Source organism: Raineyella fluvialis (genome assembly GCF_009646095.1).
In the GTDB taxonomy this organism is placed as follows: Bacteria; Actinomycetota; Actinomycetes; order Propionibacteriales; family Propionibacteriaceae; genus Raineyella; species Raineyella fluvialis.
Map to the genome: position 1 here is coordinate 1,847,748 of NZ_CP045725.1, position 24,260 is coordinate 1,872,007.

The window sequence follows — 24,260 nt, forward strand, 5'->3', positions numbered from 1 at the left end:
GAGTCTCAGACCTCGCCGGCGCGGCGTAGGGCGGCACTGGCCAGGGGCAGCTTCACCGTGAACGTCGTCCAGGTACCTGCATCGGCGGCCTCCGGGCCGGACAGGTCCTCCGCGCACCGCGAGGAGACGGAGACATGGCCGCGGTGGGCCGCGACGACGGCCGCGACGATGGACAGGCCCAGCCCGGTGCTGCCGCCGTTCGGCGTGGAGGAGTCCCGGATCCGGGCGCGGGAGGAATCGACCCGGACGAAACGGTCGAACACCTGCCCGATCATCCTGCGGGGGATGCCAGGCCCGTCGTCGTGGACGGTGAGGACGGCCTGGGTGGCGCCGACCGCCAGGCCCGCGGTGATCCTGGTGCCGGCGGGCGTGTGCGTCCGCGCGTTGGCCAGCAGATTGGCAACGACCTGGTGCAGCTGGTGCCCGTCGCCGACGACGATGACCGGTTCGGCCGGGACGTCGAGCGACCAGAGGTGGTCGGGCCCGGCCACCTGGGCGTCGGTGACAGCATTGACGACGATCTCGGACAGGTCGATCGGCGCTGTCGCCGGGGTGAGCTTGGTGTCCAGACGGGCGAGCAGCAGCAGGTCCTCCACCAGCGCCGACATGCGTTCGGCCTCCGCGTCGATCCGGTCGAGCGAGTGGGCCGTCTGCGGCGGCATGCTGTCCCGGCCGCGCCTGGTCAGCTCGGCGTAGCCGCGGATCGCCGCCAGCGGATTGCGCAACTCATGCGACGCGTCGGCGACGAATCGCCGGACCTGCGACTCGGACGCCTGGCGAGCCTGCAGGGCCTCCTGCACATGGCCCAGCATCTGGTCGAACGCATCGCTGACATCGGCCACCTCCGCGGCGTGGGCGGTGCTCGGGGCGGAGTCGCCCAGGCTGAGGTCGACATTGCCGTGCTCCAGCGGCATCGAGGAGACCTCGCGGGCGATCCTGGCCAGGTCGGTGAGCGGGCGCATCTTGCGGACGACGAGGAGGTACACCGTGATCAGGCTGATGGTGGTGGCCAGCAGGGCGAGGGCCGCGACGGTCCAGGCCAGGGTGTAGACCGCCTCCCTCGTGTCGGCGAGCGGGATGCCGACCACGACCCGATCCGGACCGTCGGTGATGGACATCACCCGATAGCCGCCGAGAAGTTCCAGTTCGACGCTCTGGGGGCCGGAACCGGGGGCCAACGACGAGAGGGTCCGCAGGGCCGACGTACTGGGGACGGGGCGGATGCCGTCGGGGGTGAGCATGCCGTTGAGGGCGACCCCGCTGGAGACCACCACGACCACCGTGCCGATCGGTTGACCGGGCAGGTCGACACCGCCGGGGAAGCCCTGACCCGGGTTGCTGACGGCGTTCTGCTGCCGGGTGAGCACACCGGACAGGCGGTCGTCGAGCTGGTGCATCAGCGCGCGGTGGGCCAGCAGGATGGTGACCAGACCCAGGGCCAGGGCCACCATCGCGACCGTGGCGCTGACCTGGATGACCAGTTGGCGGGCGAGCGTCCCCTGAGCCGGGATCCCGGGCGCCGCGAAACGCCGGGCGGCCGGATCACGGGGGCGGGATCCTCCAGGGCTCGCGCCGGGCGTGCCTGGGCTCCGGGAAGTGAGGGCAGGGAGTCCGGCCGCGTTCCGGAGGGATCGGCGCGACGGACCCGCCGGACGCTGAGGGGGCGGCCGTCGATCAGGGACCGACGCCAACGGCGTCCGCCTCGGGGGCCGACGGTGGCGTAGCGGGCGGAGGAGTGGACAGATCACTCATCGGCCGGGCGGAGCATGTACCCCGCGCCGCGCAGGGTGTGGATCATCGGCGTACGCCCGGCGTCGATCTTCTTGCGCAGGTAGGAGATGTAGAGCTCGACGATGTTCGCCTGGCCGCCGAAGTCGTAGTTCCAGACCCGGTCGAGGATCTGGGCCTTGCTCAGCACCCGGCGCGGGTTGTGCATCAGGTAGCGGAGGAGCTCGAACTCGGTCGCCGTGAGGTGGATGGAATCGCCGCCGCGGGCGACCTCGTGGGAGTCCTCGTCCAGGGTGAGGTCACCGACGACGAGGGTCGAGGCGTTCGTGGCCTGGGAGGCGCCGGTGCGGCGCAGCAGCGCACGGAGCCGCGCGATCACCTCCTCCAGGCTGAAGGGCTTGGTGACGTAGTCGTCCGCCCCACTCGTGAGTCCCTCGATCCGATCGGCGACGGCGTCGCGGGCGGTGAGGAAGATCACCGGCAGATCCGGCTGGTCGGCATGGATGCGCCGCATCACCTCGAGACCGTCGAAGTCGGGCAGCATGATGTCCAGGACGGCCGCGTCGGGGCGGATCTCATGGGCGACCTGGACGGCCTCCTGACCGCTGGCGGCCGTCCACACCTCCCAGCCCTCGTAACGCATGGCCATCGACAGCAGCTCGGTCAGCGCGGGCTCGTCGTCCACCGCGAGGATGCGGATGGGCGAGCCGTCGGGGCGGGCGAGGGTGCCGTGGGAACGGTCGGTCATAGTCAGAGACTGCCACGGCGAACGATGGGTGGGGGCAATAAATCTGTGTATCACCTGTGATTGAGATGTGTGTCTGGGACATATTGGCTCTGAGAGGTCCCGTGGACTGCTCGATGGGCTCCGTACGTCTCACGGGCGAGGTTGCCCGCCCCGGACACACGAGCTGAAAACGTGTCGACCGTGGCGCCGCCCTCTAGGCTGGCTGCGTGGAGATTACTGGCCCGGGAGGGATGTTCGACGTACGTGCCGAGCTGGCGCGCCTGCGTGACCGTGTCTACGAGCTGGAACAGCAGGTCTCGTGGTTGCTGGGCCGGGCCGGTCGGGACGCGACGTCGAGCACCCTCGAGGAGGCCGTCCACGAAGCCCTCGGGCGCAGCTACATCGACGCGGTGATGATGTACCGCGAGCGGACCGGGGCGGGGCTGGCCGAGGCCAAGCAGTACGTCGACCGGATGCGCCGGTCGGGGGCGGTCGGCAACGAGGACGAGTCGATCGTCGTCGTCGGGCAGGATCTGGCGGCGGCCGAGGCGACCGACACTCCGGGGGCGACCGAGGCCGGATCGGTCGATCGCTGAGGTCGGGCCACTCAGAGGTCCTCGACGACGACCGTGATCTCGTCCTCGCCGGGGTAGGCCAGCGTCACCCGCTGGCCCAGGTGCAACTGACGTCCGCGGCGGGTCTCCACCTCGCCGTCGACACGTACGCGACCGTCCTGGATCAGGTCGCGTGCCTCACTGCCGGATTCCGCCAGGTTTGCCCACTTCAGGAACTGGCCGAGGCGGATCGTGGGCTCCTCGGAGGGGTCGGGCGTGCTCTGCATGCGCCTATTGTCCCCGAGGGCGGGGCGCGTCGCCGAGGGCGCGCCCTAGGCTGACGCCATGACCGCCACCACCCGTACGCTGCTCGACGACCTCGGGGCGCCGGTGGCACTCCCCGACGGGGGCCGCGCCGGATCGTGTCCCTGGTGCCGTCGCTCACCGAGGCGATCGCCGCGACGACGCCCGGGCTGCTCGTCGGCGCGACGGACTGGTGCACCCATCCGCCGGACCTGGTCGTGACCAGGGTCCGCGGCACCAAGAACCCCGACCTCGCGGCGATCGCCGCCCTCGAGCCCGATCTGGTCGTCTGTAACCAGGAGGAGAACCGTCGGCTCGACGTCGAACGGCTCCGGGAGCGTGGCATCCCTGTCTGGGTCACGGTGATCGAGTCGGTCGACCAGGCCCTCGCATCCATGCGGCGGCTGCTGGTGGAGGCGCTGGCCCTGGAGGAGCCCGAGTGGTGGCGTGAGGCGAGCCGGGTCTGGGCCGAGCCCGTGACCCCGCAGCCGGTGCCGCGGCGGGTGGCCATTCCGGTCTGGCGTGACCCGTGGATGGTTGTCGGGGCGGGCACCTACACCGGTGATGTGTTGGAGCGGTTGGGATTCGTGAACGCCTTCGGCGCCCGGCTCGCTGCCGGGGCCGTGGGGGCTGAAGACAGGGCCGCGCGCTACCCGCACGTCGACGTCGCGGCGATCCGCGCGGCGGCCGACCTGGTCGTGCTGCCCGACGAGCCGTACGCCTTCGGCCCCCTTGACGGACCGGAGGTCTTCCGGGAGGGCGACGGGCCGATCCCCACCGTGTGTGTCGACGGCCGCAGCGTCACCTGGTACGGCCCGGCGATGGTCGCTGCTCGCTCCTACCTGGAGCAGGTCCTGGCTCCGTGGCGCGGCTGATGCCCGTGGTAGGGACGCCCGTTGGCCGGTGTCAGTCCCGGTGACTAACGTGCAGGGTGTCCGCATCGACAGGAGGGTCCTATGTCCACCACCGTTCGTGCCTGGGGTGCCCCCGCCGCTGGCAAGCCGCTCGAGCCGATCACCGTCCAGCGTCGCGACCTGCGCGCCGACGACGTGCAGATCGACATCGCCTACTGCGGTATCTGCCACTCCGACGTCAGCACGGTCACCGGTGAGTGGGGGGATCGTACGTGGCCGCTCGCCCCGGGGCACGAGATCGTCGGCACCGTGTCCGCCGTCGGAGCGGAGGTGACGCAGTTCAGGATCGGTGACCTGGTCGGTGTCGGCTGCATGGTGGACTCCTGCGGAGAGTGCGAGTACTGCCTGGCGGGGGAGGAGCAGTTCTGTGCCCGCCGCGTCCTCACCTACGGCCAGACGATGCCCGACGGCGAGTACACCCAGGGCGGCTACGCGCAGCAGATCGTGGTCCGCGAGGCCTTCACGGTGCACGTCCCGGAGACCCTTCCGCCCGAGAACGCCGCGCCGATCCTCTGCGCCGGCATCACCACCTACTCACCGCTGCGGCACTGGGGCGTCGGCGAGGGGTCCCGCGTTGCCGTCGTCGGGCTGGGCGGCCTCGGCCACATGGGTGTCCAGATCGCCGCGGCGCTGGGGGCGGAGGTCACCGTCCTCTCCCACAGCCCGTCGAAGAAGGCGGACGCTCTGCGCTTCGGTGCCACCGACTACGTCGCGACCGCTGAGGCGGGGGCGCTGGACGCCGTCCGTGGCAGGTTCGACTTCGTGCTCAACACGGTGGCCGCACCGTTGGACTTCGGCGCCTACATGGCGACCCTGCGCGTGGACGGTGTGATGTGCAACGTGGCGCTGCCACAGGAGCCCTTCCAGGCGCCCGTCCGCCTCTTCACCAACCACCGTCGATCCTTCGTCGGCTCGCTGATCGGGGGCATCGCGGAGACCCAGGAGGTACTGGACTTCTGCGCGGAGAACCAGATCGGCGCCCAGGTCGAGGTCATCGACGCCGACGGCATCAACGAGGCGTACGACCGGATGATGAAGTCGGACGTGAAGTACCGCTTCGCCATCGACGCGTCGACCTTCTGAGCGGCTCTTGCTTCCTAATGGCATAAGGATTACCTTCTACTTGTAGGAGGTGATCGTGGTGAGCGTCACATCGGGGCAGCGCCGTCACCTCCGACGTCAGGCCACGATCGAGGAGATCGTCGACCACGCCGTCGACATCATGACGACCGACGGCGTCGCCGGTCTGTCCCTGGGGGAGATCGCCCGGCGAATGGGTGTCCGCCCGCCGTCCCTCTACACCTACTTCGACTCCAAGGACGCGCTCTACGACGAGCTGTTCCGACGCGGATGGGAAGCCGCCCTGGCTGCCCTCGCTGACGTCCGTGCCCAGCTCGGGCCGATCACCCGGGAGACCGACCCGGTGGCCCGGGCGGTGGCCCTGGCCGAGGGCATCACGCGGTGGGGAGTGGCGAACCCCGCGCTCGGACAGCTGATGTTCTGGCGCCCGGTGCCCCGGTTCACCCCGTCGGATGAGGCGTACGCTCCCTCGCTCCGCGTCGCCCAGCTCGCCCGGGACGAGATCGGTGACTGGATCTCCGCCGGCAGGCTGGATCCTCTCGTCGACCCGGACCTGCTGGCCGAGGCCGTCATCACGGTCGTCGCCGGCGTGATGACACGCAAAGTCGTGAACGAGCCCGGTGCTCCGTACGAGGACGGGCCGATCACTCCCGTCCTCCGCTACCTGATCACGCACGTCGTGGGCCCCTATGTCAGGAGTCGGCCATGAACCCCACCGGATCCCGAGCCGAGGAGATTCCCCTGACACCGCTCGACCGGGGCAGAGCCGTCGTTCTCGCCCAACGGGCGCGCCTGCTCGACGAGGTCCGGGCCCTCACCCCCGAGCAATGGCTGACGCCCACGGAGTGCCCGCCGTGGCGGGTCCGCGACATGGTCTGCCACGTGGTGGCGGCCATGGATGAGCAGCGCCACCCTCACCTGCTCGTGTATCACGCGGCTGTCGGGCTCATCCGGCATCGGGGTCAGCTCCTGCTGGATGCCCTTAACGAGGCCCAGATCGATGACCGCCGCAGCGCTTCCGTGGACACGATCCTCGCCGATGCCGCAAGACTGGCGCCGATCGCCTTCTTCCCGAGCTTCCTGCATCGAGTGCCCGTCAACGACGGCTCACTCCCGAGGCGATCCGACATCTACTACCTCCAGTACGTGATCGCACCGCGGGACGTCTGGATGCATCGCCACGACATCGCCCGCGCGACGGGGATGAGCGTGACACCGGACCCCTCGGACACCGAGGTCGTCGTCCAGGTGATGCGTGATCTCGCACGTTCCTGGTCCGGCCCTGCCGTCGAACTGGTGCTGAGCGGCTCGGGAGGCGGCACCTTCCTGCTGGGAGGTAGCGGTCCGGCCCCGGTCGTGGCCCTTGATGTCGTGGGGTTCCTCCGTCACCTGTCCGGGCGCGAGGCGGGGTCCGGCTGGCTCGACACCCTTCCGCCGCCTCTTGCCCGCGTCCTGCGGGACGCTCGCGTCGCCTTCTGACGCCCACCAGGCGTACGACACCGTGCTCAGGCACTTCCTGCCGGACGCCTCCGAACACATCCGATGAGTCTCCCCGAGGAGACCCCTGACGACAGGGGACATCATGACCATCGATCCATCAGGGCCTGCCGACACACGCAGTATGACCATCGCCCACTCGGCGATGCGACGCACGCTGGTCCGAGCCCGCGTCGTGCTCGGCACCCCCGAGACGCTGACGCCCCAGCGCCGACGCGCCGTGGGCTTCGAGCTGCAGTGGCTGGTCGGCTTCATCCTGCACCACCATGCCGGAGAGGATCGGGAGATCTACCCGCATCTGCCGGTCGAGGACCCGTCGGCCCGTGACCTGATCCGGCGGATGGGCGAGGAACACCACGCGATCCACCCGCCGATGGAGGCCCTGACCGAGGTGGCCGCCCGCTTCGCCGACGGCCAGGCACCTGCACCTGAGGTGCTGACCGCGATCACGGCGTTCGAGGTGCCGTTGCTGCCCCATCTGGCCCGGGAGGAACGCGAGGCGATGCCGCTGGTCAGCCGCTCGGTGACCCAGGCCCAGTGGCACCAGATGGAACTGCGCGCCTGGGTCGATGACCTGGGGCCGGCGCAGCGCGCGGCGTACGGCCTGTGGCTCGTCGACTCGCAGACGCCCGAGGACACGGCGATCATCATGGCCAACGTGTCGAAGGTGCAGGAGGTTGCCCTCAAGGCCGTCTTCGGTGGCACGTACCGGAGGCGGCGTCGGCGCGCCTGGGGCGGCACCGCTGCCGATGCGGTGCCGGCCCTCTCGATCGAGCAGCAGGCCGCCTGGCCCACGCTCGTCTCGCCGTAGCTCGCGACCCGGGTCGGGCGGATCGGCCCCTCAGGGTCTGATCCGCCCGACCCGTGTGCGTCAGACCGACTGGAACTCCGGCTCGGGGTCCCCGTCGGTGGCGCGGTCGGTGGCGACGGACCCGGGCAGGGCCTTGCCGGCGGTCTCCCGGGAGAGCAGCACCGCCGCGAGGGCCAGGACGAAGAGCCCGATCATGTACCACCCGAGGTACGACAGGCCGTGAGCCGGCGTCACCAGCGAGGTGGCGATCAGCGGGATGGTGCCGGCACCGGCGATCGAGCCGAGCTGGTAGCTGAGCGAGGCGCCGGTGTAGCGGGCCTCGGTCGAGAACTTCTCGCTGAGGAACGCCCCGAGCGGGCCGAACATCGACGACTGGACGATCATCAGACCCACCAGGAAAGCGACGAGGACGAGGACCGGCTGGCGGGAGGTGAACAGTCCGAACACCGGGAAGATCAACGCGGCGCTGACGACGCCCGCGGCGATCATCACCGGACGGCGGCCGAAGCGGTCCGAAAGGTGCGCGAACAGCATCAGCGTGGGGATCTGCGCGAGGTAGCCGGCGGCCAGCATCAGCAGCGCGGACTGGCGGTCGACGATGTGCTGGGAGACCACGAACGGCACCATGAAGCTGCCCAGCAGGCCCTGGACGGCCAGAGGTGCGGCGCCCGCGAGGGTGCCGAGGATCACCTGGCCCGGGAACTTGGTGACCACCGTCGCCAGCGGAAGCGCAGAGTCGTGCGCGTCCGCGGCGGCCTCGAGGGCCTTCTGGAAGTCGGGGGACTCGGTGACGCGCAGTCGCAGGTAGAGGCCGATCAGGACGATCACCGCGGACATCAGGAACGGGATGCGCCACCCCCAGTCGAGGAACTGGGCGTCGGGCATCCGGGAGAAGAGGGCCAGGACGACGGTCGCCAGCACGGCGCCGGCAGGGCCACCGACAGTGGCGATGCTCGCGCCGAGGCCGCGGGACTTCTCTCCGGCGTGCTCCATCGACATCAGCGTGGCGCCGCCCCACTCACCGCCCATGGCGAGTCCCTGGATGACCCGCAGCCCGACGAGCGCGAGGGGTGCGGCGATGCCGATCGCTCCGTACGTCGGGAGCAGGCCGATCCCCACCGAGACGAGGCCCATCAGCAGCAGCGTGACGAACAGGACGTTCTTGCGGCCGAACCGGTCGCCGAAGTGCCCGAAGACCAGGCCACCGAGCGGGCGGGCCAGGTAGCCGGAGAGGAGGATCACGAACGAGAGGGTGGCGCCGAGGCGAGGATCGAGCTGGCCGAAGAACACCTTCGGGAAGACGAGGCCGGCCGCCGAGGCGTAGAGCAGGAAGTCGTAGAACTCGACCGTCGTGCCGAGGAAGCTCGCGGCCTGGGCGCGTCGGCTGTCGCGCCGCTGCCGGGCGGGGTCGACGGTCGAGGCGGCGAGAGGAGGCGTTGCGCTCATGGTTCTCCTTTGAATCAGAGGGGCGTAGAGCCCTTGAGTGAGCACTCAAGGGACGGTGAGAGCGTAGGTTCCACAGCGGGGTTGCGGTGTGGTCTGTGCCACATTTGCAGGATCTGGACAATGCGCCGCGTGATCTGGACAACACGAGCTCCCTCGCAGGGATGGGACACGAGGTCCCTCGGAGGTGAGGAGCAGAGCGCCGTGTGGCGCGACGCCGTGTTCGGACCGCAGCCTTGCGGTGGCGGATCGGCGATTCGTACGATCGTCGTCCCGGTGACAAGGGGGTGGGCCGAGGTGACGCAGGAGTGGCCGCACGGCTCGGTGCGCGATCCGGACGATGCGCTCGCGCTGAACTCCAGGCCCCTGTACGAGGGCGTCGACCCCGACCTGTGGTGCCGGGAGATCAGCGACACCACCGGCGTCGCCTGGCGCGCGGTCCAGGTGGACGCCGAGCCACCGACTCCTGGGAGCGACCCTGCGGCGGCCTCCCGGCCCATCCTCACCGTGACGGGCATCAGGCTGGGGCGTGTCTGCCTGGTCAGCCCGCGCTCGACCGGCCCGGTCACGCTCGAGTGCCGGACGTCGGGGCAGCGCCTGCTGGCGGTCGTCCCCCTCGCGCCCGTGACGGTGGAGGTCTTCCCCTTGCGCCGGTGACGGTTGAGTCGGATGACGCTTGTGGCCGCCGGGTGGTCGATGCACCCTTCCTGCTGCCGCTCGAACGCCGCTCCCTCCTTACCCTCACCCCCTCACGTGGGGCCCTGGTCGTGTCCTGCACCGCCGATGAGCTGCGCGACACGATGGAACGGATGAGTGGGCGCCGGATCACCGGGAGTCTCCCGCCCCGGAGCGGCGACGATGCTGCGATCACCCTGCTGCAGGCGCCGGAGCTGGTCGCGGGCACGATCCGTGAGGTCTGCCGGGCTGCAGGATCGCGTCATCCCGGCGACGTCATCACCCCGTCCACCACACTGCTCGAACAACATCTGCTGGGGACCCTGTCGTTGGGGCTGGCGCCGCTGGTGCCGGAGCTGCGCGCCATCCGCTCCCCGGGAGGTCCGCACTACCTTCACACCGCTCGTGACCACATCGAACGCCATCTGGCCGAACCACTGACCGTCGGTGACGTTGCGGCGGCCTGCGGAGTGAGCGAACGCCAACTGCAGGCGGCCTTCAGCGAGCACCTGTCGACGACGCCGCTGCAGTTCATCCGCGAACGGCGCCTGGCCCGGGCCCGGCGCCTGCTCACGGATCCCGCGCCCGCGGCACAGGCGACGGTGGCTTCGATCGCCGCCCAGGTCGGTGTCATGCACCTGGGACGGTTCGCCAAGGCCTACGCCGAACGGTACGGCGAGTCGCCGTCGACCACCCTGGCCGCTGCCCGAGGGGACGGGCCTCGGGCATCGCGCTGATCATCTGATGGAGTGCGGCACTCTTCGCGGGGTGCCGGGTGCATGCATCAGGGTCCATCGGGTGCATCGGGGGTGCCGGGTGCATTGCGGCGCAGCGGATTGCCCCGGGATACCGGTGGTCGGGCGTGCCCCGCGTTGGCCGACGGTTCTCAGCGGTTGCGCCGATTCTCAGCCTGGCCGATCTTGCAAGATCGGCGAGCTTCAGATTGGTCGGCTCGGCTCAGAATCGTCGGCCGAACGCAGATTCGTCGGCCGAACGCTGGGTCGTCGGCACGAGGGCGCCGTCCTTCACCTGCGCATTGCTCGCCAGCATGCCGGATGCCCGCCCGCCTGCCATGACGGCACCGCCGTGCCCACACGCCACCCCGCCCGCCGTACGCCCATCGGGCCCGGACACCAGGAAGCCCCTGGCGCCGGACCCGACGTACTTGACCATCACGAGGCAGGTCAGAGCGACCCGTACGTGCTCTTAGCCCGCTGCAGCGCCGCCACATACCCGGCGCGCTGGTAAGCGTTCTCGTCGTCATGGCGGATGGAGAGCAGGCCGCGGAAGTCCTCGACGGACTCGTAGCCCTTGATGGCCATCCAGTCCTCGAGGCCCTCGAGCAGCTTGCGGCCGTACTCCGTGCCGTTACGCACCAGCGCGGAGGTCGACATCACCACGTCGGCGCCCGCGAGCAGGTAGCGGACCAGGTCGTCGGCGTCACGGACACCCGAGGTCGCGGCGAGCGAGGCGCCGACACGCCCCCGCAGGGCGGCGATCCAGGTCCGCGGCAGCCGCCCCTCGAACTGCGAGGACAGCTCGACCTCCGGCTCGACGTCGAGCGCGTCGACGTCGATCTCCGGCTGCAGGAAGCGGTTGAACAGCACCAGGCCGTCGGCGCCGGCCTCCACCAGCTGCTGGCACATGTTGCCCACCGAGCTGAAGTACGGCGAGAGCTTCACCGCGACCGGGATGGACACCGCCTGCTTGACCGCCCGGACGATGTCCAGGTGACGCTCCTCCACCTCGCGGCCGGAGAGCGAGAGGTCGCCGACCACGAAGTAGATGTTGAGCTCGATCGCCGAGGCCCCGGCATCCTGCAGTTGCCGTGCGTACTGGGTCCAGCCGCCTCGGGTCGAACCGTTGACCGACCCGATGAGCGGCACCCCAGCCTTGCTCGCCCCCTCCTCGAGCAGGCGCAGGTAGTCGGCGGGAACGTCGCCCTCGCTCGTCCCGGGCAGATCCGGGAAGTACGAGAGGGCCTCGCCGAACGAGTCGGAGTACCGCTCCTCCAACTCGGCATCCATGTCGGCCTGGCGCCGGATCTGCTCCTCGAAGACCGAGTAGAGCACCACGGCACCGACCCCGCCGTCGGCGAGCCGCTGGATCCCGTCCACCGTCTGCGACAGCGGCCCGGCCGAGGCGACCAGGGGTTGCGCAGCGGCAGGCCGAGGTACGTCGTCTGGAGGTTCATCTCACAGCCCCTTCCGTGCATCCGCGGCGAACTGGTCGGCCCCCCGGGTGGCCAGTTCCTCGTACGACTGCCAGCGTCGGGCGACCGCCTCCTGGCCCAGCGAGAGCAGGCGCTCCGCCTCGGCCGGATCCGACTTCTGCAGCATCCGGAACCGCAGCTCCTTGGTGCGATACTCCCGCAACGCGAAGCGAGGTCGCTGCGAGTCGAGCAGGAACGGGTTGCCGCCCTCGTCGCGGATCACCGGGTTGTACCGCATCAGCGGCCAGTGGCCGGTGTTCACGGCCAGGTACTGCTGGTCGAGACCCTTGCGCATGTCGATGCCGTGCGCGATGCAGTGGCTGTAGGCCAGGATCAGCGACGGCCCGTCGTACGCCTCGGCCTCGCGGAACGCCTTCAGCGTCTGCTGCGGGTCGGCACCCATCGCGACGCGGGCGACGTAGACATTGCCGTACGCGATCGCCTGCATCGCCAGGTCCTTCGACTGCGTCACCTTGCCCGCCGTGGCGAACTTGGCGACGGCGCCGAGCGGGGACGCCTTCGACGCCTGGCCGCCGGTGTTCGAGTAGACCTCGGTGTCGAGGACGAGGATGTTGACGTTGCGCCCGGAGGCGAGCACGTGGTCCAGACCGCCCGAGCCGATGTCGAACGCCCAGCCGTCACCGCCGACGATCCACACCGACCGGCGGATCAGGTGGTCGACCACCGAGCGCAGGTTGTTGACCTTCTCCTGGTGCCATTCGTCGAGGTCGCCGGCCTCCAGCTCGTCCAGGCGGGCCTTCAGCAGGTCCACCCGCATCCGCTGCGCGGCGAAGTCGGACTCGCTGTACTGCGGGGCCTCCAGGAGGCCGTCGGTCAGTTCGGCGCCGAGCTCGTCACGCAGTTCGCCGGTCATCTTGCGGGCCTGGGCGGTGTGTACGTCGGCGGCCAGGCGCATGCCCAGACCGAACTCCGCGTTGTCCTCGAAGAGGCTGTTCGACCATGCCGGACCGCGACCCTCGGCGTTCTTCGCCCACGGGGTGGTCGGCAGGTTGCCGCCGTAGATCGAGGAGCAGCCGGTGGCGTTGGCGACCGTCGCCCGGTCCCCGAAGAGCTGCGTCAGCAGCTTCAGGTACGGGGTCTCACCACAACCGCTGCAGGCGCCGGAGAACTCGAACAGCGGCTCGAGGAACTGCGTGCCACGGACGGTGCCGAAATCGACCCGGGTCCGGTTGTTCTGCGGCAGCGTCTCGAAGAACTCGATGTTCTTCTTCTCCTGCTCCAGGCGGGGCAGGACGTGGGAGAGGTTGATCGCCTTCTTCTGCGGCTGGCCCAGCGGGGAGACCGGGCAGGCCTCGGTGCACAGGCCGCAGCCGGTGCAGTCCTCGGCGAACACCTGCAGGGTGTAGCGGGTGTTAGGCAGGCCCGCGGCGGCCAGCTCGGCGGACTGGAACCCCTCGGGGGCGCCCTCCAGCAGCTCCGGGGCGTAGAACTTCGACCGGATCACGCCATGAGGGCAGACGATCGAGCAGTTGCCGCACTGGATGCAGGTCTCCGGGTCCCACTCGGCCACGATCTCGGAGACGTTGCGCTTCTCGTACTGCGTGGTACCGGACGGGTAGGTGCCGTCGACCGGCAGCGCGCTGACCGGCAGCGTGTCACCGAGGTCGGCCATCATCACCGAGGTGACCGTACGCACGAACTCGGGCGCGTCGGCCGGGATCGGGTTGCGCAGCCCGTGCTGGGAGGTGACCGCGCCGGGGATCGTCACCTTGTGCAGGTGCTCGACGGCCATGTCGACCGCGGCATGGTTCTTCCGGACGACCTCCTCGCCCTTGCGGGAGTAGGTCTTGGTGATGGCCGCCTTGATCCGCTTGAGCGACTCCTCCTTCGGCAGCACCCCGGAGATCGCGAAGTAGCAGGCCTGCAGGACGGTGTTCGTCCGGTTGCCCATCCCCGCGCTGCGGGCGACAGCGGTGGCGTCGATGACGTACACCTCGAGATCCTTGGCGAGGATCGTCTCCTGCATCGGCTTCGGCAGCCGGTCCCAGACCTCGTCGGCGCCGTACGGGCTGTTCAGGAGCAGCACCGTGCCGCGACGGGCGAAGGTCAGGGTGTCGACGTTCTCCAGGATCGACCAGTGGTGGATCCCGATGAAGTCGGCCTTGGACACCAGGTACGGCGCGTCGATCGGCTTGGGGCCGAAGCGCAGGTGCGAGGTGGTCCGTGAGCCGGACTTCTTGGAGTCGTAGACGAAGTAGCCCTGGGCGAAGCGGTCCTCGTCGGCACCGAGGATCTTGATGGTGTTCTTGTTCGCACCGACGGTGCCGTCCGCCCCGATGCCGTAGAAGACGGCCCGACTGGTCGCCGGATCCTCGAGGTCGAGGTCGGCGTCGTACGCCACGGACAGGTGGGTGACGTCGTCGTCGATGCCGACGGTGAACCGTGGCCGCGGCTGCTCCTTGGCGAGCTCGTCGTAGACCCCGACCACCATCGCCGGCGTGAGGTCCTTCGAGCCGAGCCCGTAGCGACCGCCGTGCACCTTCGGCATCGTGGCGCGGGTGCCGGAGGCGAACGCCTCGCCGAGCGCGCTCACCACGTCGAGGAACAGCGGCTCGCCGTTGGAGCCCGGCTCCTTGGTACGGTCCATCACCGCGATGTGCTGCACGCTGGCGGGGATCGCGGCCAGCAGCTCCTCGGTGGGCAGCGGCCGGTAGAGGCGTACGTTGACGACGCCGACCTTCTGGCCATGGGCGTTGAGGTAGGCGGCGGTCGCCTTCGCGGTGTGCACCGCCGACCCCATCAGCACGATCACCCGATCGGCGTCGGGAGCGCCGGTGTACTCGACCAGGTTGTAGCGACGGCCGGTCAGGGCGGCGAACTCGTCCATCGCCTCGCTGACGATGCTCGGCACCCACTGGTAGTAGGTGTTCGACGACTCCCGGGCCTGGAAGTAGACGTCCGGGTTCTGCGCGGTGCCCCGGATGAACGGGTGCTCCGGGTCGAGGGCCCGGCGGCGGTGCTCACGGACGAGCTCCTTGGGCACCAACGCCCGCAGGTCGTCGTCGGAGAGCATCTCGACGGTGTTCAGCTCGTGTGACGTACGGAAACCGTCGAAGAAGTGCAGGAACGGCACCCGGGAACGCAGCGTCGCGACCTCGGCGACTGCCGCCATGTCGTGCGCCTCCTGGGGGAGCACGAGGCGAGCAGGGCGAAACCGGTCTGGCGGACCGCCATCACGTCCTGGTGGTCGCCGAAGATCGACAGGCCCTGGGTGGCGAGCGCCCGGGCCGCGACGTGGAAGACCGTGGAGGTCAGCTCGCCGGCGATCTTGTACATGTTCGGGATCATCAGGAGCAGGCCCTGGGAGGCGGTGAAGGTGGTGCTCATCGCACCGCCCTGCAGCGCGCCGTGCGTGGCGCCGGCGGCGCCCGCCTCGGACTGCATCTCGACCACGCTCGGGACGGTGTCCCAGACGTTGCGCAGGCCCTTCGCGGACCACTCGTCGCACAGTTCGGCCATCGTCGACGAGGGCGTGATCGGGTAGATCGAGCAGAGCTCGTTGAGTCGGAAGGCCACCGAAGCGGCGGCCTCATTGCCATCGATGATCTTGCGCATGGCTCAGAGTCCAATCCTGGTCGAGGCCTCGTGGGACTGTGCGGCGGACGCCAGGTCAGGCGGCAGCGCGACACCCTCGGGCACCATCTCGATCGCATGGACCGGGCACTGCTCGTAGCAGGTGGCGCAGCCCGTGCACTTGTCGTAGTCGAAGCGGTAGCGGTGGCCCTTGCCGAGCCGGATCACGGCGTCCTCGGGGCAGGCCCCCAGGCAGCCGTTGCACTCGAAGCAGTTGCCGCAGGAGAGGCAGCGCTGCGCCTCGAACATCGCCTGGTCCGGGGTCAGGCCGCCGACGATCTCGCCGAAGTCCGACAGCCGGGTCTCCGGGTCGAGCTCGGGCTGGGTGCGCTGGGAGTCGCTGTCGCGGAAGTACCACAGGTTGAGCTTGTCGAAGTCGGCCTGCGGGTGCTTCGGCGGCTCGGCGACCTGGCCCTGGGTGAGGTACATGTCGATGTTGTGGGCCGCCCGCTTGCCGTGGCCGGTGCCGATGGTGACCGTACGCTCGGAGGGGACCGCGTCGCCGCCGGCGAAGAGGCCGGGGACATCGGACATCAACGTCTTCGGATCCACCTGGAGGGTGTCGTCCTCGAACCGCAGGCCGCGGATGTTGTGCAGGAAGCCGGTGTCGGGCTTCTGGCCGACGGCCATGATGACCGTGTCGGCGTCGAGCTTCTCGAACCGGCCGGTGCCGCGAGGACGGCCGTCGTCGCCGAGCTCCATGATCTCGACGGTCAGGTCCTCGCCGACCTCGGTGATCGTCTGCAGCCAGTTGATCTTGACGCCCTCGCGCTCGGCGGCCTCCGCCTCATCGGCGTGCGCCGGCATCTGCTCGCGCGTACGCCGGTAGATGATCGTCGTCTCGTCGGCGCCGAGGCGTCGGGCCGTCCGGGCCGCGTCCATGGCGGTGTTGCCGCCGCCGTACACGGCGACCTTGCGGCCGATCAGGGGCCGCTCGCCGCCCGCGACGTCGCGCAGGAAGCTGACCGCGTCGACCATCTTGGAGGTGTCCTGGGCCGGGATGTCGACCTTCTTGGACAGGTGCGCCCCGATGGCGATGAAGCAGGCGTCGAAACCGCCCTGGGCCAGCTCGAGGGCGAGGTCGTGCACCGGGTGGTTGCAGGTGATCGTCACGCCCAGGTCGACGAGGCGGGCGATCTCCGCGTCGAGGACGTCACGCGGCAGGCGGTACTCCGGGATGCCCCAGCGCATCATGCCGCCGGGCTTGTCGGAGGCGTCACGGATCTCGACGGTGTGCCCCAGGCGGGCCAGGTGGTAGGCGGCGGAGAGGCCCGAGGGGCCAGCACCGATCACCAGCACCTTCTTGCCGCTGGGATGGGAGGGCTTGTCGAAGGCCCAGCCCTTCTCGATCGCCAGGTCGCCGAGATAGCGCTCGACGGCGTGGATCGAGACGGATTGGTCGAGCTCCGCCCGGTTGCACGCGGCCTCGCACGGGTGGTAACACACGCGGCCGTGGATGGCCGGGAAGGGGTTGTCGTCCGTCAGCTGGCGCCAGGCATCGTATGCGCGGTCCTGCTTGATCAGATACAGCCAGTTCTGGATGTTCTCGCCGGCGGGGCACCCCGCGTTGCACGGGGGGAGCAGGTCCACGTAGACCGGCCGGCGAGTTCGCTGGGGGGTGACCCGTCCTTGCGTTGCGCCGAGGTCGGGGAGCTTGGTGACGTCCTTGCGGCTCTGCATGGCGTCAGATTACTACTGGTTGTCGTACCCGAAATCCGCCGGGTGGCGCAGAGGTCGCAGAGGTGGCGTCGGACCAGCCGTGGAGGTGGTCGTACGGGCTTCAATAATCTACGGATCACGTAGTACTGCCGCGCTCGTTGTGGCGGATCTCTCGTCCCTCACCCGCCCGCGATGTGGAACGAAGCCGCTCGACCTAGGCTCGTGGCATGGCTGACCTACCTCGACCCGACCATGGACAGACCGACCTCGGACACGGCCATCGTGCGGGGGACCCGATCGGCGCCGACTCCTTCGTCCGCCCCGACGACGGTGACGACCGGGACCACTGGGACCGGATGGTGGCCGGCGAGCTGTACGTCGCCGCGGCCTCATCCCGGATCGGCGAGGAGTCGTCCCGCGCCGCCGAGCTCGCCGAGCGCTTCAACGCCACCCCGGCCCGGGACGGGCAGGGCCGTCGGGCCGTCCTGGCCGAGCTGCTCGGGACCTTGGGTGAAGATGTCGAGGTGCGGGCGCCGCTCCACGTCGACTACGGACGCCACCTGCACATCGGCGCCGGGACCTTCGTAAACTTCGGGCTCACCGCCTTGGACGTCGCCCCGATCCGGATCGGGGAGCACTGCCAGCTGGGACCGAACGTGCAACTGCTCACCCCCACCCACCCGGTGGATCCGCCGTTGCGGCGGGCCGGCTGGGAGGGCGCGGCGCCGATCACCCTGGGCGACAACGTCTGGCTCGGCGGCGGGGTGATCGTCTGCCCGGGAGTGAGCATCGGTGACAACACCGTCGTCGGCGCGGGTGCCGTGGTCACCCGTGACCTCCCCGCGGACGTGGTGGCGGTGGGCAACCCGGCTCGGGTGATCCGCACCCTCGGGCCGACCGAGGTCTACGCCTGAGATCCCCCGGGCGGGCGTGACGTCTCCGGCATCGCCCGAGGGCCGTGACCGCCTCGGGGTGCAGAGCAGCCGCCGCCGTTTCAGTCAGTCGCCGGGCGCCGACGCCCGGCAGGGAAATGGAACGACGGCGGCTGTGCGAGGTAGGCCGCCCCGAAACCGCCTGCCCTCAGCGCGTCCGGGCGAGGTCGGCCGCGCCGATGATGCCGGCATCGTTGCCAAGGGTGGCGAGGCGTACGTCGGCGACGGGCCGGAAGTCGGCGGCGCTGAGCGTGGCCTTGAAGGCTGCCTGCGCGGGGGCCAGGAGCAGGTCGCCGGCCTCGCTCACCCCGCCGGCGAGCACGAACATCGCAGGATCGAGCACGGCCGCCAGGTCGGCCATCCCGTTGCCGAGCCACCACCCGACCTGACCGAAGCATTCGAGGGCCGCGGGGTCACCCTCCTCCGCCGCGCGCGTCACGTGCAGGCCGGTGATCTTCTCGGCCGATCCGCCGGCCAGTTCGAGCAACCGCGCGGCGTCATGGGGAGAGGTCCTGGCGATCTCGCGGGCCTCACGGAGCAGTGCCCGCCCGCTGCAGTAACTCTCCAGGCACCCGCGTTGCCCGCATCCGCATCGCCGCCCGCCCCGGTCGACCTTGATGTGCCCGATTTCCGCGGCGATGCCATGGTCCCCGCGGACGAGTTGGTTGTCGAGGATCACCCCGCCGCCGATGCCGGTACCGACCGTGATCACCACCGCGGAGGAGGCCTCCTGGGCGGCGCCGAAACGGAACTCACCCCAGGCGGCGGCGTTCGCGTCGTTCTCCACGACGACCGGCAGACCGCAACGTTGCTCGACCTTCAGCTTCAGGGGTTCGTCGCGCCAGGCGAGGTTGGGGGCGAAGAGGACGGTCGACCGGGCGGAGTCGATGAATCCGGCCGCGCCGATCCCGACCGCCTCGACGTCCTGACCCTCAGACAGTTCGGCCACCAGTTCGGCGATCGTGTCGACCACCTCGGCGGTGTCCCTGGCCGGTGTGGGGCGCCGTACGGTCGCCAGGATCGTGCCTTCGCCGTCGACAAGACCGGCGGCGATCTTGGTCCCCCCGACGTCGACCCCGATGGTCGGACGCGTCGGCAAGGGGCGGTGGGTCAGGGTTGACATCGATGTCTCCATGGCGGTCGGTGTGCGCCGTGTGGGGCGCGGGTGGCCGGCGGTCCGGGCGGACGGCCGGGGCTTGTTCGGGTGGTGGTCGGTGGAAGAGCGGGCCGCGGCCCCGGTCAGCTGATCGCGGCCCCGGTCTCCGCATCGAGCGGGGACCGGTCGTCGGCCGTGGCGCCGGCGGCCGTGGCGGTGAGGGCCTCGGGCGTGACGTGGGCCAGGGCGAAGGCCACGGCGCCCAGCACGTGGGCCCGGGCACCCAGCTCGGCCCGGACGATCTCCAAGGAACGTACGGCGCCCGGGATCCCGTTGAGGCGAACGGACTCCCGCATGGGGCCGAGCAGGAGGTCCTCAGCGGCGGAGAGTTCGCCTCCGACGATGAGGCGTTGGGGATTGACGATGTTGCACAGATTGGCGACGGCCAGTCCGACCACGCGCCCGGTGTCGCCGAGGACGCGTCGGCAGCCCACGTCGCCGGCGCGGGCCAGTTCGATGATGCGGGGGATGCTGAGCCGCCCGTGAGTGGGGGCGAGCAGGCCGATCACGTGCGGGGAGTTCGCCACGGTCTCCAGGCAGCCCCTGTTGCCGCACTGGCAGATGGCTCCGTTCTCGACCACGGTGGTGTGTCCGATCTCGCCGGCCGTGCCCGTAGCTCCCCGGAAGATCTCGCCGTTGAGGATCAGGCCGGCGCCGATGCCGTTGGCGACCTTGAGGTAGACGAGGTTCTTGATGTCGCGGCCGGCTCCCCAGGTGGCCTCGCCGAGGGCGCCGAGGTTCGCGTCGTTCTCGACCAGGACAGGCAGGCCGAACACCTCTGCGGCGCTGGTCGCCACGTTGCCGCCGCCGGTCCAACCGGGCATCAGGGCGCTGGCACTGATCACTCCGCTCGCGTCGATCGGGGCGGGGATCGAGAGGCAGGCGCCGACCACTCGCCGGCGCGGCAGACCCAGGCCGTCGAGCAGCTCGGTCAAGGTGTCGTCGGCGGACCCCAGACCCTTCGTCATCGTGTGGCCCTGGGGGAGCGTACGGTGCTGCTCCGCCACCACTTCGTGGGCCAGGTTCGCCAAGGCCACGTGGACGTGGTCACGGCCCATGTCGATGCCGGCCACCAGCCCGGCGGACGACGACAGGGTGACCAGCTGCCCGCGGCGGCCCTGCTTGTCCGCCTCCATGTCGACGACGTCTGCCTCGAGCAGGGTGTGCACGATCTTCGAGACCGTTGAAGGTGCCAGCGACGTCCGGCGTGCCAGCTCGGCCTGGGTCAGCGCCCCACGGCTGCGGAGGGTCTCCAGGACCCTCGCCTCGTTCGCGCTGCGCAGTGCCGACTGCGAGCCACCCGGACCATAGTTGTCCGCAGAACCTTCATTGGTCGATGACATAACCCAAGTAAAGCACCTGCAACGTTCGGTCGGTAGTGCGAGGGGTGTCCGATCATTCGACGTGAGACCGGTAACATGCGCGCGGCCATGGGGATCCGAAGAACGCGGACGGTGGCGTCCGCCGTCTTCGTCCGGCAAATGGCGTGCCCGCCTCGCCGGGCGGATGGCCGCGCATCATCGCACACGACCAGGACGGCCCGGCTCGGACGGCCCGGCTCGGACGGCCCGGCTCGGACGGCCCGGCTCGGACGGCCCGGCTCTGACACCTGGTCGCACCTCGCACTCACCAGCCGCCGCCCTTCCAGCTAGCCGCGGCGCCCCCAGTTTCCCGCCGGGCATCGGCGCGCGGCGGGAAAATGGGGGCGCGGCCGCTGCCAGAGAGCGCGGCGGCTGTCAGAATGCGCGGCGGCTGTCGCAGGGCCCGGCGGCTGTCAGAATGCGCGGCCGCTGTCAGAGAGCGCGGCGGCTGTCAGAATGCGCGGCGGCTGTCGCAGGGCCCGGCGGCTGTCCCCAGGACCAGCACCTCGTCACAACGCCCGAGGCCGGCGCCCCGGGTGGGGACACCGGCCTCGAGCTAATGGGTGATGGGTGGATCAGTCAGCAGCAGCGCGCCTTGGGATTGCGGCCTTCGGCGTCCCAGGAACAGCGCCAGAACTCCGCCTCGCTCAGCAGTGGCTCGTCGGGATGCGTCCGCGACTGATGGGCGACGTAGCGGTCGTACTTGTCCAGTCCGGCCAGGCCACGGACGACCGCGACGGTGCCGTGCCAGGCGCGCTGGACGGCGTCGCCCTCCTCGGGCCCGCGCACCGGCGCGGAGCCGTCATCCCGGGCCGACTCCACTGCGATGGCGAAGCGCCCGGTCCGCTGGTCGGGCTGGAATCCGGTCATAGTTCGTTCTCCTCCTGGACCGTCTCCTGTCGGCTTACGTGGTGCATGCCAGGGAGTCGGTCATCACCGGACGGGTTGACCCCAGCCGCCTGCCACTCGGCCAAGACCTCCTTTTCCAGCTTAGTCGGCACGAAACTGGCCGGCGCGAAGATCTTCGACGGCACGCCCTCCGTCTCCGCATCCGCCAGGCCACCCTGGCGGAGGGCCTTGACGGCGACCCACACGCCGATCAGGAAGACGATCAGCACGAGCGCCGCGTACAGGATCGACAGAGTCCCCTGCACGGCGCTGTTGCGGATGACCATGTCGATCTCGTGCGGGTTCTTCGCCGTGGAGAAGGTCTGTGCGCCCTTCGCCTTCGCCGCACGTGCCGCGGCGTTCAGCGCCCAGTAGCCGAGCGACGCGTTGGGGGAGAAGATCTTCTGCCAGGACGCCCACATCGTGATGGTCAGGTCCCACAGCAGCGGCAGGGCCGGGATCCAGGCCCAGCGGAAGAGACCCTTCTTCATCACCACGACGAACACCACGGTGAGCGCGATCGCGGCGAGCAGCTGGTTGGCGATGCCGAAGAGCGGGAACAGCATGTTGATGCCACCGAGCGGATCGGTGACGCCCATCACCACGATGGAGCCCCAGCCGACCACGACGATCGCCGTGCACAACCAAGCGCCGGGACGCCAGGACGGGTCGCGGAACTTGCCCCAGCCGGGGATGTTCGCCAGCGAGTCGGAGAGCATGAACCGCGCCACTCGGGTGCCGGCGTCAACGGTGGTGAGGATGAAGAGCGCCTCGAACATCACCGCGAAGTGGTACCAGAACGCCTTCGCCGCACCGACGATCGGGATCTGGCTCAGGATATGGGCCATGCCGAAGGCGAGGGTCGGTGCGCCACCCGTACGGGAGATGATCGACTTCTCGCCGACCTCGGCCGCAGCCGTCGAGAACAGGTCCGGGGTCGCGGCCTGCAGCGGCGCGCCGGAGCCGGTCAACAGGTGCAGTCCGTTGGTGTACGTGGCCGCGGTCGCCGGCGTGCCTCCGGTCAGACCCAACGGTGCGTTCATGCCGAAGTAGAGGTGCTGGTCGATGACCGCGGCGGCGATCAGCGCCGAGATGGCGACGAACGACTCGGTCAGCATGCCGCCGTAGCCGATCAGCCGGGCCTGGGACTCCTTCTGGATCATCTTCGGCGTCGTGCCGGAGGAGATCAGCGAGTGGAAGCCGGACAGGGCGCCGCAGGCGATGGTGATGAAGAGGAACGGGAAGAGGTTGCCTGCGAAGGCGGGCCCCTTTCCGTCCAGGGCGAAGTGGGTGACGGCCGGCATCGACATCACCGGGCGGACGATCAGGATCGCCAGGGCGAGGAAGACGATCGTGCCGACCTTCATGAAGGTGGACAGGTAGTCGCGGGGGGCCAGCAGCAGCCACACCGGCAGGATCGCGGCGAGGAAGCCGTAGATCGCCATGGCGTACGCAAGCTGGACGGGGGTCAGGGTGAAGACCTGCGCGAGCACCGGGTGCGAGTTGACCAGCGAACCGCCGGCGATGGCGAAGACGAGCAGCACGACACCGATGGCTGACGCCTCGCCGACCTTGCCCGGCCGGATGTAGCGCATGTAGAGGCCCATCAGGAAGGCGATCGGGATCGTCATCGCGATGGAGAACACGCCCCACGGCGACGAGGAGAGCGCCCCGATGATGACGATGGCCAGGACGGCGATCAGGATGATCATGATGGTGAACACGCCGACGAGGGCGAACCAGCCGCCGACGGTGCCGAGTTCGTCGCGGGCCATCTGGCCGAGCGAGCGACCGCTGCGCCGGATCGACAGGTGCAGCACCATGTAGTCCTGGACGGCCCCGGCGAGGACGACGCCGGCGACGATCCAGATCGTGCCCGGCAGATAGCCCATCTGGGTCGCGAGCACCGGCCCGACCAGCGGGCCGGCGCCGGCGATGGCGGCGAAGTGGTGGCCGAAGAGGACGGACCGGTTGGTCGGCTCGAAGTCACGGCCGTTGGCGAACTCCTCGGCGGGGGTGGCGCGGGTGTCGTCCGGCCGGTGGATCTTGCGCTCGATGAGCTTGGCGTAGAAACGCAGGAAGATCAGATAGGTGCAGACGGCGGCGACCACGAACCAGACGGCGCTCACCTTCTCGCCGCGCAGGGTGGCGATGAAGTACCAGGCGGCCGCTCCGAGGACACCGAGGCCGCTGAAGAGGATCCGCTGCCCGATCGAGACGCCGCCCGGTTCGATGACCGCGACCGGGGGAAGGGCGGGATCGGTCTTCAGCTTCTGACCCGCGTGGCGGGTGACTGTCATGACAGCTCCTGACGTCATCGGGTCCACGACAACGGTGTGCGGACCCGGAGGGAAGGACACGGAAAAGGGGGTGCAGGCATCCTCCCCACGGGCACGCGGGATCACCGCTTCGTGCGAGCACCCCGGGTTGCCGGGGTCGGCGGGGAGGCCGGAGCGGGAGGCGCCCCGGTGGCACCATGTGGTGGTGCTGAAGCGATACCGAGAGGTCCTCAGTCTGCCCGGTGCGTGGCGGTTCTCCCTGGCGGGTGTGATGGCCCGTCTTCCGATCGGCATGACCGGCCTGGCAATGGTCATGCTGATTTCTCTCGGTTACGGATCGTACGCCCTGGCGGGTAGCACGACGGCGGTTTACGTCCTCGCGGCGGCGATCTGTGCCCCCGATTGGCCCGGGCCGTCGACCGGTACGGGCAGTCCCGGGTGATGCTG

20 protein-coding genes and 2 pseudogenes are annotated in these 24,260 nt (G+C 69.8%); 10 read left to right on the forward strand and 12 right to left on the reverse strand.

Features of this window, described 5'->3' with window-relative positions:
* Positions 1-5: 5 nt before the first annotated feature.
* Entirely contained in the window at positions 6-1,451 is a 1,446-nt protein-coding gene (locus Rai3103_RS08380) for a sensor histidine kinase (protein ID WP_153572215.1), read from the reverse strand.
* A 293-nt stretch (positions 1,452-1,744) separates the two neighbouring features.
* The gene (locus tag Rai3103_RS08385; protein ID WP_153572216.1) at positions 1,745-2,476 is read right to left on the reverse strand and encodes a response regulator transcription factor; all 732 of its coding nucleotides are present in this window, start codon (positions 2,474-2,476) and stop codon (positions 1,745-1,747) included.
* Positions 2,477-2,682: 206 nt separating this feature from the next.
* Here Rai3103_RS08385 and Rai3103_RS08390 point away from each other — a divergent pair, with 206 nt between their 5' ends.
* A complete protein-coding gene (locus Rai3103_RS08390; protein ID WP_153572217.1) occupies positions 2,683-3,051 on the forward strand; it encodes a hypothetical protein in 369 nt (122 codons plus the stop codon).
* Positions 3,052-3,062: 11 nt separating this feature from the next.
* On the opposite strand, the gene Rai3103_RS08395 is transcribed toward Rai3103_RS08390, so the two are convergent.
* Complete coding sequence (locus Rai3103_RS08395) at positions 3,063-3,296, reverse strand: RNA-binding S4 domain-containing protein (protein WP_153572218.1); 234 nt, start codon at positions 3,294-3,296, stop codon at positions 3,063-3,065.
* Between the two features lie 144 nt (positions 3,297-3,440).
* On the opposite strand from Rai3103_RS08395, the gene Rai3103_RS08400 reads away from it, so the two are divergent.
* The 5 genes from Rai3103_RS08400 to Rai3103_RS08420 all read left to right on the forward strand — a co-directional run bounded on the left by Rai3103_RS08400 (position 3,441) and on the right by Rai3103_RS08420 (position 7,614).
* A complete protein-coding gene (locus Rai3103_RS08400) occupies positions 3,441-4,187 on the forward strand; it encodes a helical backbone metal receptor (protein WP_338420011.1) in 747 nt (248 codons plus the stop codon).
* Between the two features lie 81 nt (positions 4,188-4,268).
* Positions 4,269-5,309 (forward strand): NAD(P)-dependent alcohol dehydrogenase, encoded by a 1,041-nt coding sequence (locus Rai3103_RS08405; RefSeq protein ID WP_153572219.1) that lies wholly within the window; start codon positions 4,269-4,271, stop codon positions 5,307-5,309.
* 55 nt (positions 5,310-5,364) lie between these two features.
* Positions 5,365-6,015, forward strand: a complete 651-nt coding sequence (locus tag Rai3103_RS08410) for a TetR/AcrR family transcriptional regulator (RefSeq protein ID WP_153572220.1) — start codon at positions 5,365-5,367, stop codon at positions 6,013-6,015.
* Positions 6,012-6,785, forward strand: a complete 774-nt coding sequence (locus tag Rai3103_RS08415; protein WP_153572221.1) for a maleylpyruvate isomerase family mycothiol-dependent enzyme — start codon at positions 6,012-6,014, stop codon at positions 6,783-6,785. Before Rai3103_RS08410 ends, Rai3103_RS08415 begins: the two co-directional genes overlap by 4 nt.
* A 142-nt stretch (positions 6,786-6,927) precedes the next feature.
* On the forward strand, positions 6,928-7,614 hold the full coding sequence (locus Rai3103_RS08420) for a hemerythrin domain-containing protein (RefSeq protein WP_194793060.1): 687 nt from the start codon (positions 6,928-6,930) through the stop codon (positions 7,612-7,614).
* A 60-nt stretch (positions 7,615-7,674) separates the two neighbouring features.
* Here the strand turns inward: Rai3103_RS08420 and Rai3103_RS08425 are convergent, their stop codons facing one another.
* Complete coding sequence (locus Rai3103_RS08425) at positions 7,675-9,060, reverse strand: MFS transporter (RefSeq protein ID WP_153572223.1); 1,386 nt, start codon at positions 9,058-9,060, stop codon at positions 7,675-7,677.
* A 273-nt stretch (positions 9,061-9,333) separates the two neighbouring features.
* Here Rai3103_RS08425 and Rai3103_RS08430 point away from each other — a divergent pair, with 273 nt between their 5' ends.
* Both Rai3103_RS08430 and Rai3103_RS08435 read left to right on the forward strand, forming a co-directional pair.
* On the forward strand, positions 9,334-9,714 hold the full coding sequence (locus Rai3103_RS08430; RefSeq protein ID WP_153572224.1) for a hypothetical protein: 381 nt from the start codon (positions 9,334-9,336) through the stop codon (positions 9,712-9,714).
* On the forward strand, positions 9,711-10,469 hold the full coding sequence (locus tag Rai3103_RS08435; protein WP_153572225.1) for a helix-turn-helix domain-containing protein: 759 nt from the start codon (positions 9,711-9,713) through the stop codon (positions 10,467-10,469). The genes Rai3103_RS08430 and Rai3103_RS08435 overlap by 4 nt, the downstream gene beginning before the upstream one ends.
* Positions 10,470-10,689: 220 nt before the next feature.
* Here Rai3103_RS08435 and Rai3103_RS08440 read toward each other — a convergent pair whose 3' ends face one another.
* The 4 genes and pseudogenes from Rai3103_RS08440 to Rai3103_RS08455 all read right to left on the reverse strand — a co-directional run bounded on the left by Rai3103_RS08440 (position 10,690) and on the right by Rai3103_RS08455 (position 17,218).
* Entirely contained in the window at positions 10,690-10,905 is a 216-nt protein-coding gene (locus Rai3103_RS08440) for a hypothetical protein (RefSeq protein WP_153572226.1), read from the reverse strand.
* A gap of 11 nt (positions 10,906-10,916) precedes the next feature.
* Positions 10,917-11,926, reverse strand: a pseudogene (locus tag Rai3103_RS08445) (dihydroorotate dehydrogenase-like protein).
* Position 11,927: 1 nt separating this feature from the next.
* Positions 11,928-15,520: pseudogene (gene nifJ, locus Rai3103_RS08450) on the reverse strand (pyruvate:ferredoxin (flavodoxin) oxidoreductase).
* A gap of 3 nt (positions 15,521-15,523) precedes the next feature.
* Positions 15,524-17,218 carry an NAD(P)-binding protein gene (locus Rai3103_RS08455; RefSeq protein ID WP_153572227.1) on the reverse strand — a complete coding sequence of 565 codons (1,695 nt, stop codon included), beginning with the start codon at positions 17,216-17,218 and terminating at the stop codon, positions 15,524-15,526.
* A 206-nt stretch (positions 17,219-17,424) separates the two neighbouring features.
* Here Rai3103_RS08455 and Rai3103_RS08460 point away from each other — a divergent pair, with 206 nt between their 5' ends.
* The gene (locus Rai3103_RS08460) at positions 17,425-18,111 is read left to right on the forward strand and encodes a sugar O-acetyltransferase (protein WP_228488799.1); all 687 of its coding nucleotides are present in this window, start codon (positions 17,425-17,427) and stop codon (positions 18,109-18,111) included.
* Positions 18,112-18,277: 166 nt separating this feature from the next.
* Here Rai3103_RS08460 and Rai3103_RS08465 read toward each other — a convergent pair whose 3' ends face one another.
* The 4 genes from Rai3103_RS08465 to Rai3103_RS08480 form a co-directional block, all read right to left on the reverse strand.
* The gene (locus Rai3103_RS08465; protein WP_153572228.1) at positions 18,278-19,252 is read right to left on the reverse strand and encodes an ROK family glucokinase; all 975 of its coding nucleotides are present in this window, start codon (positions 19,250-19,252) and stop codon (positions 18,278-18,280) included.
* A 116-nt stretch (positions 19,253-19,368) separates the two neighbouring features.
* Complete coding sequence (locus Rai3103_RS08470; RefSeq protein WP_153572229.1) at positions 19,369-20,628, reverse strand: ROK family transcriptional regulator; 1,260 nt, start codon at positions 20,626-20,628, stop codon at positions 19,369-19,371.
* Positions 20,629-21,225: 597 nt separating this feature from the next.
* Entirely contained in the window at positions 21,226-21,516 is a 291-nt protein-coding gene (locus tag Rai3103_RS08475) for a YbdD/YjiX family protein (protein WP_153572230.1), read from the reverse strand.
* On the reverse strand, positions 21,513-23,834 hold the full coding sequence (locus Rai3103_RS08480) for a carbon starvation CstA family protein (RefSeq protein ID WP_153572231.1): 2,322 nt from the start codon (positions 23,832-23,834) through the stop codon (positions 21,513-21,515). The genes Rai3103_RS08475 and Rai3103_RS08480 overlap by 4 nt, the downstream gene beginning before the upstream one ends.
* Positions 23,835-24,018: 184 nt before the next feature.
* On the opposite strand from Rai3103_RS08480, the gene Rai3103_RS08485 reads away from it, so the two are divergent.
* A complete protein-coding gene (locus tag Rai3103_RS08485) occupies positions 24,019-24,255 on the forward strand; it encodes a hypothetical protein (RefSeq protein ID WP_153572232.1) in 237 nt (78 codons plus the stop codon).
* Positions 24,256-24,260: the final 5 nt, after the last annotated feature.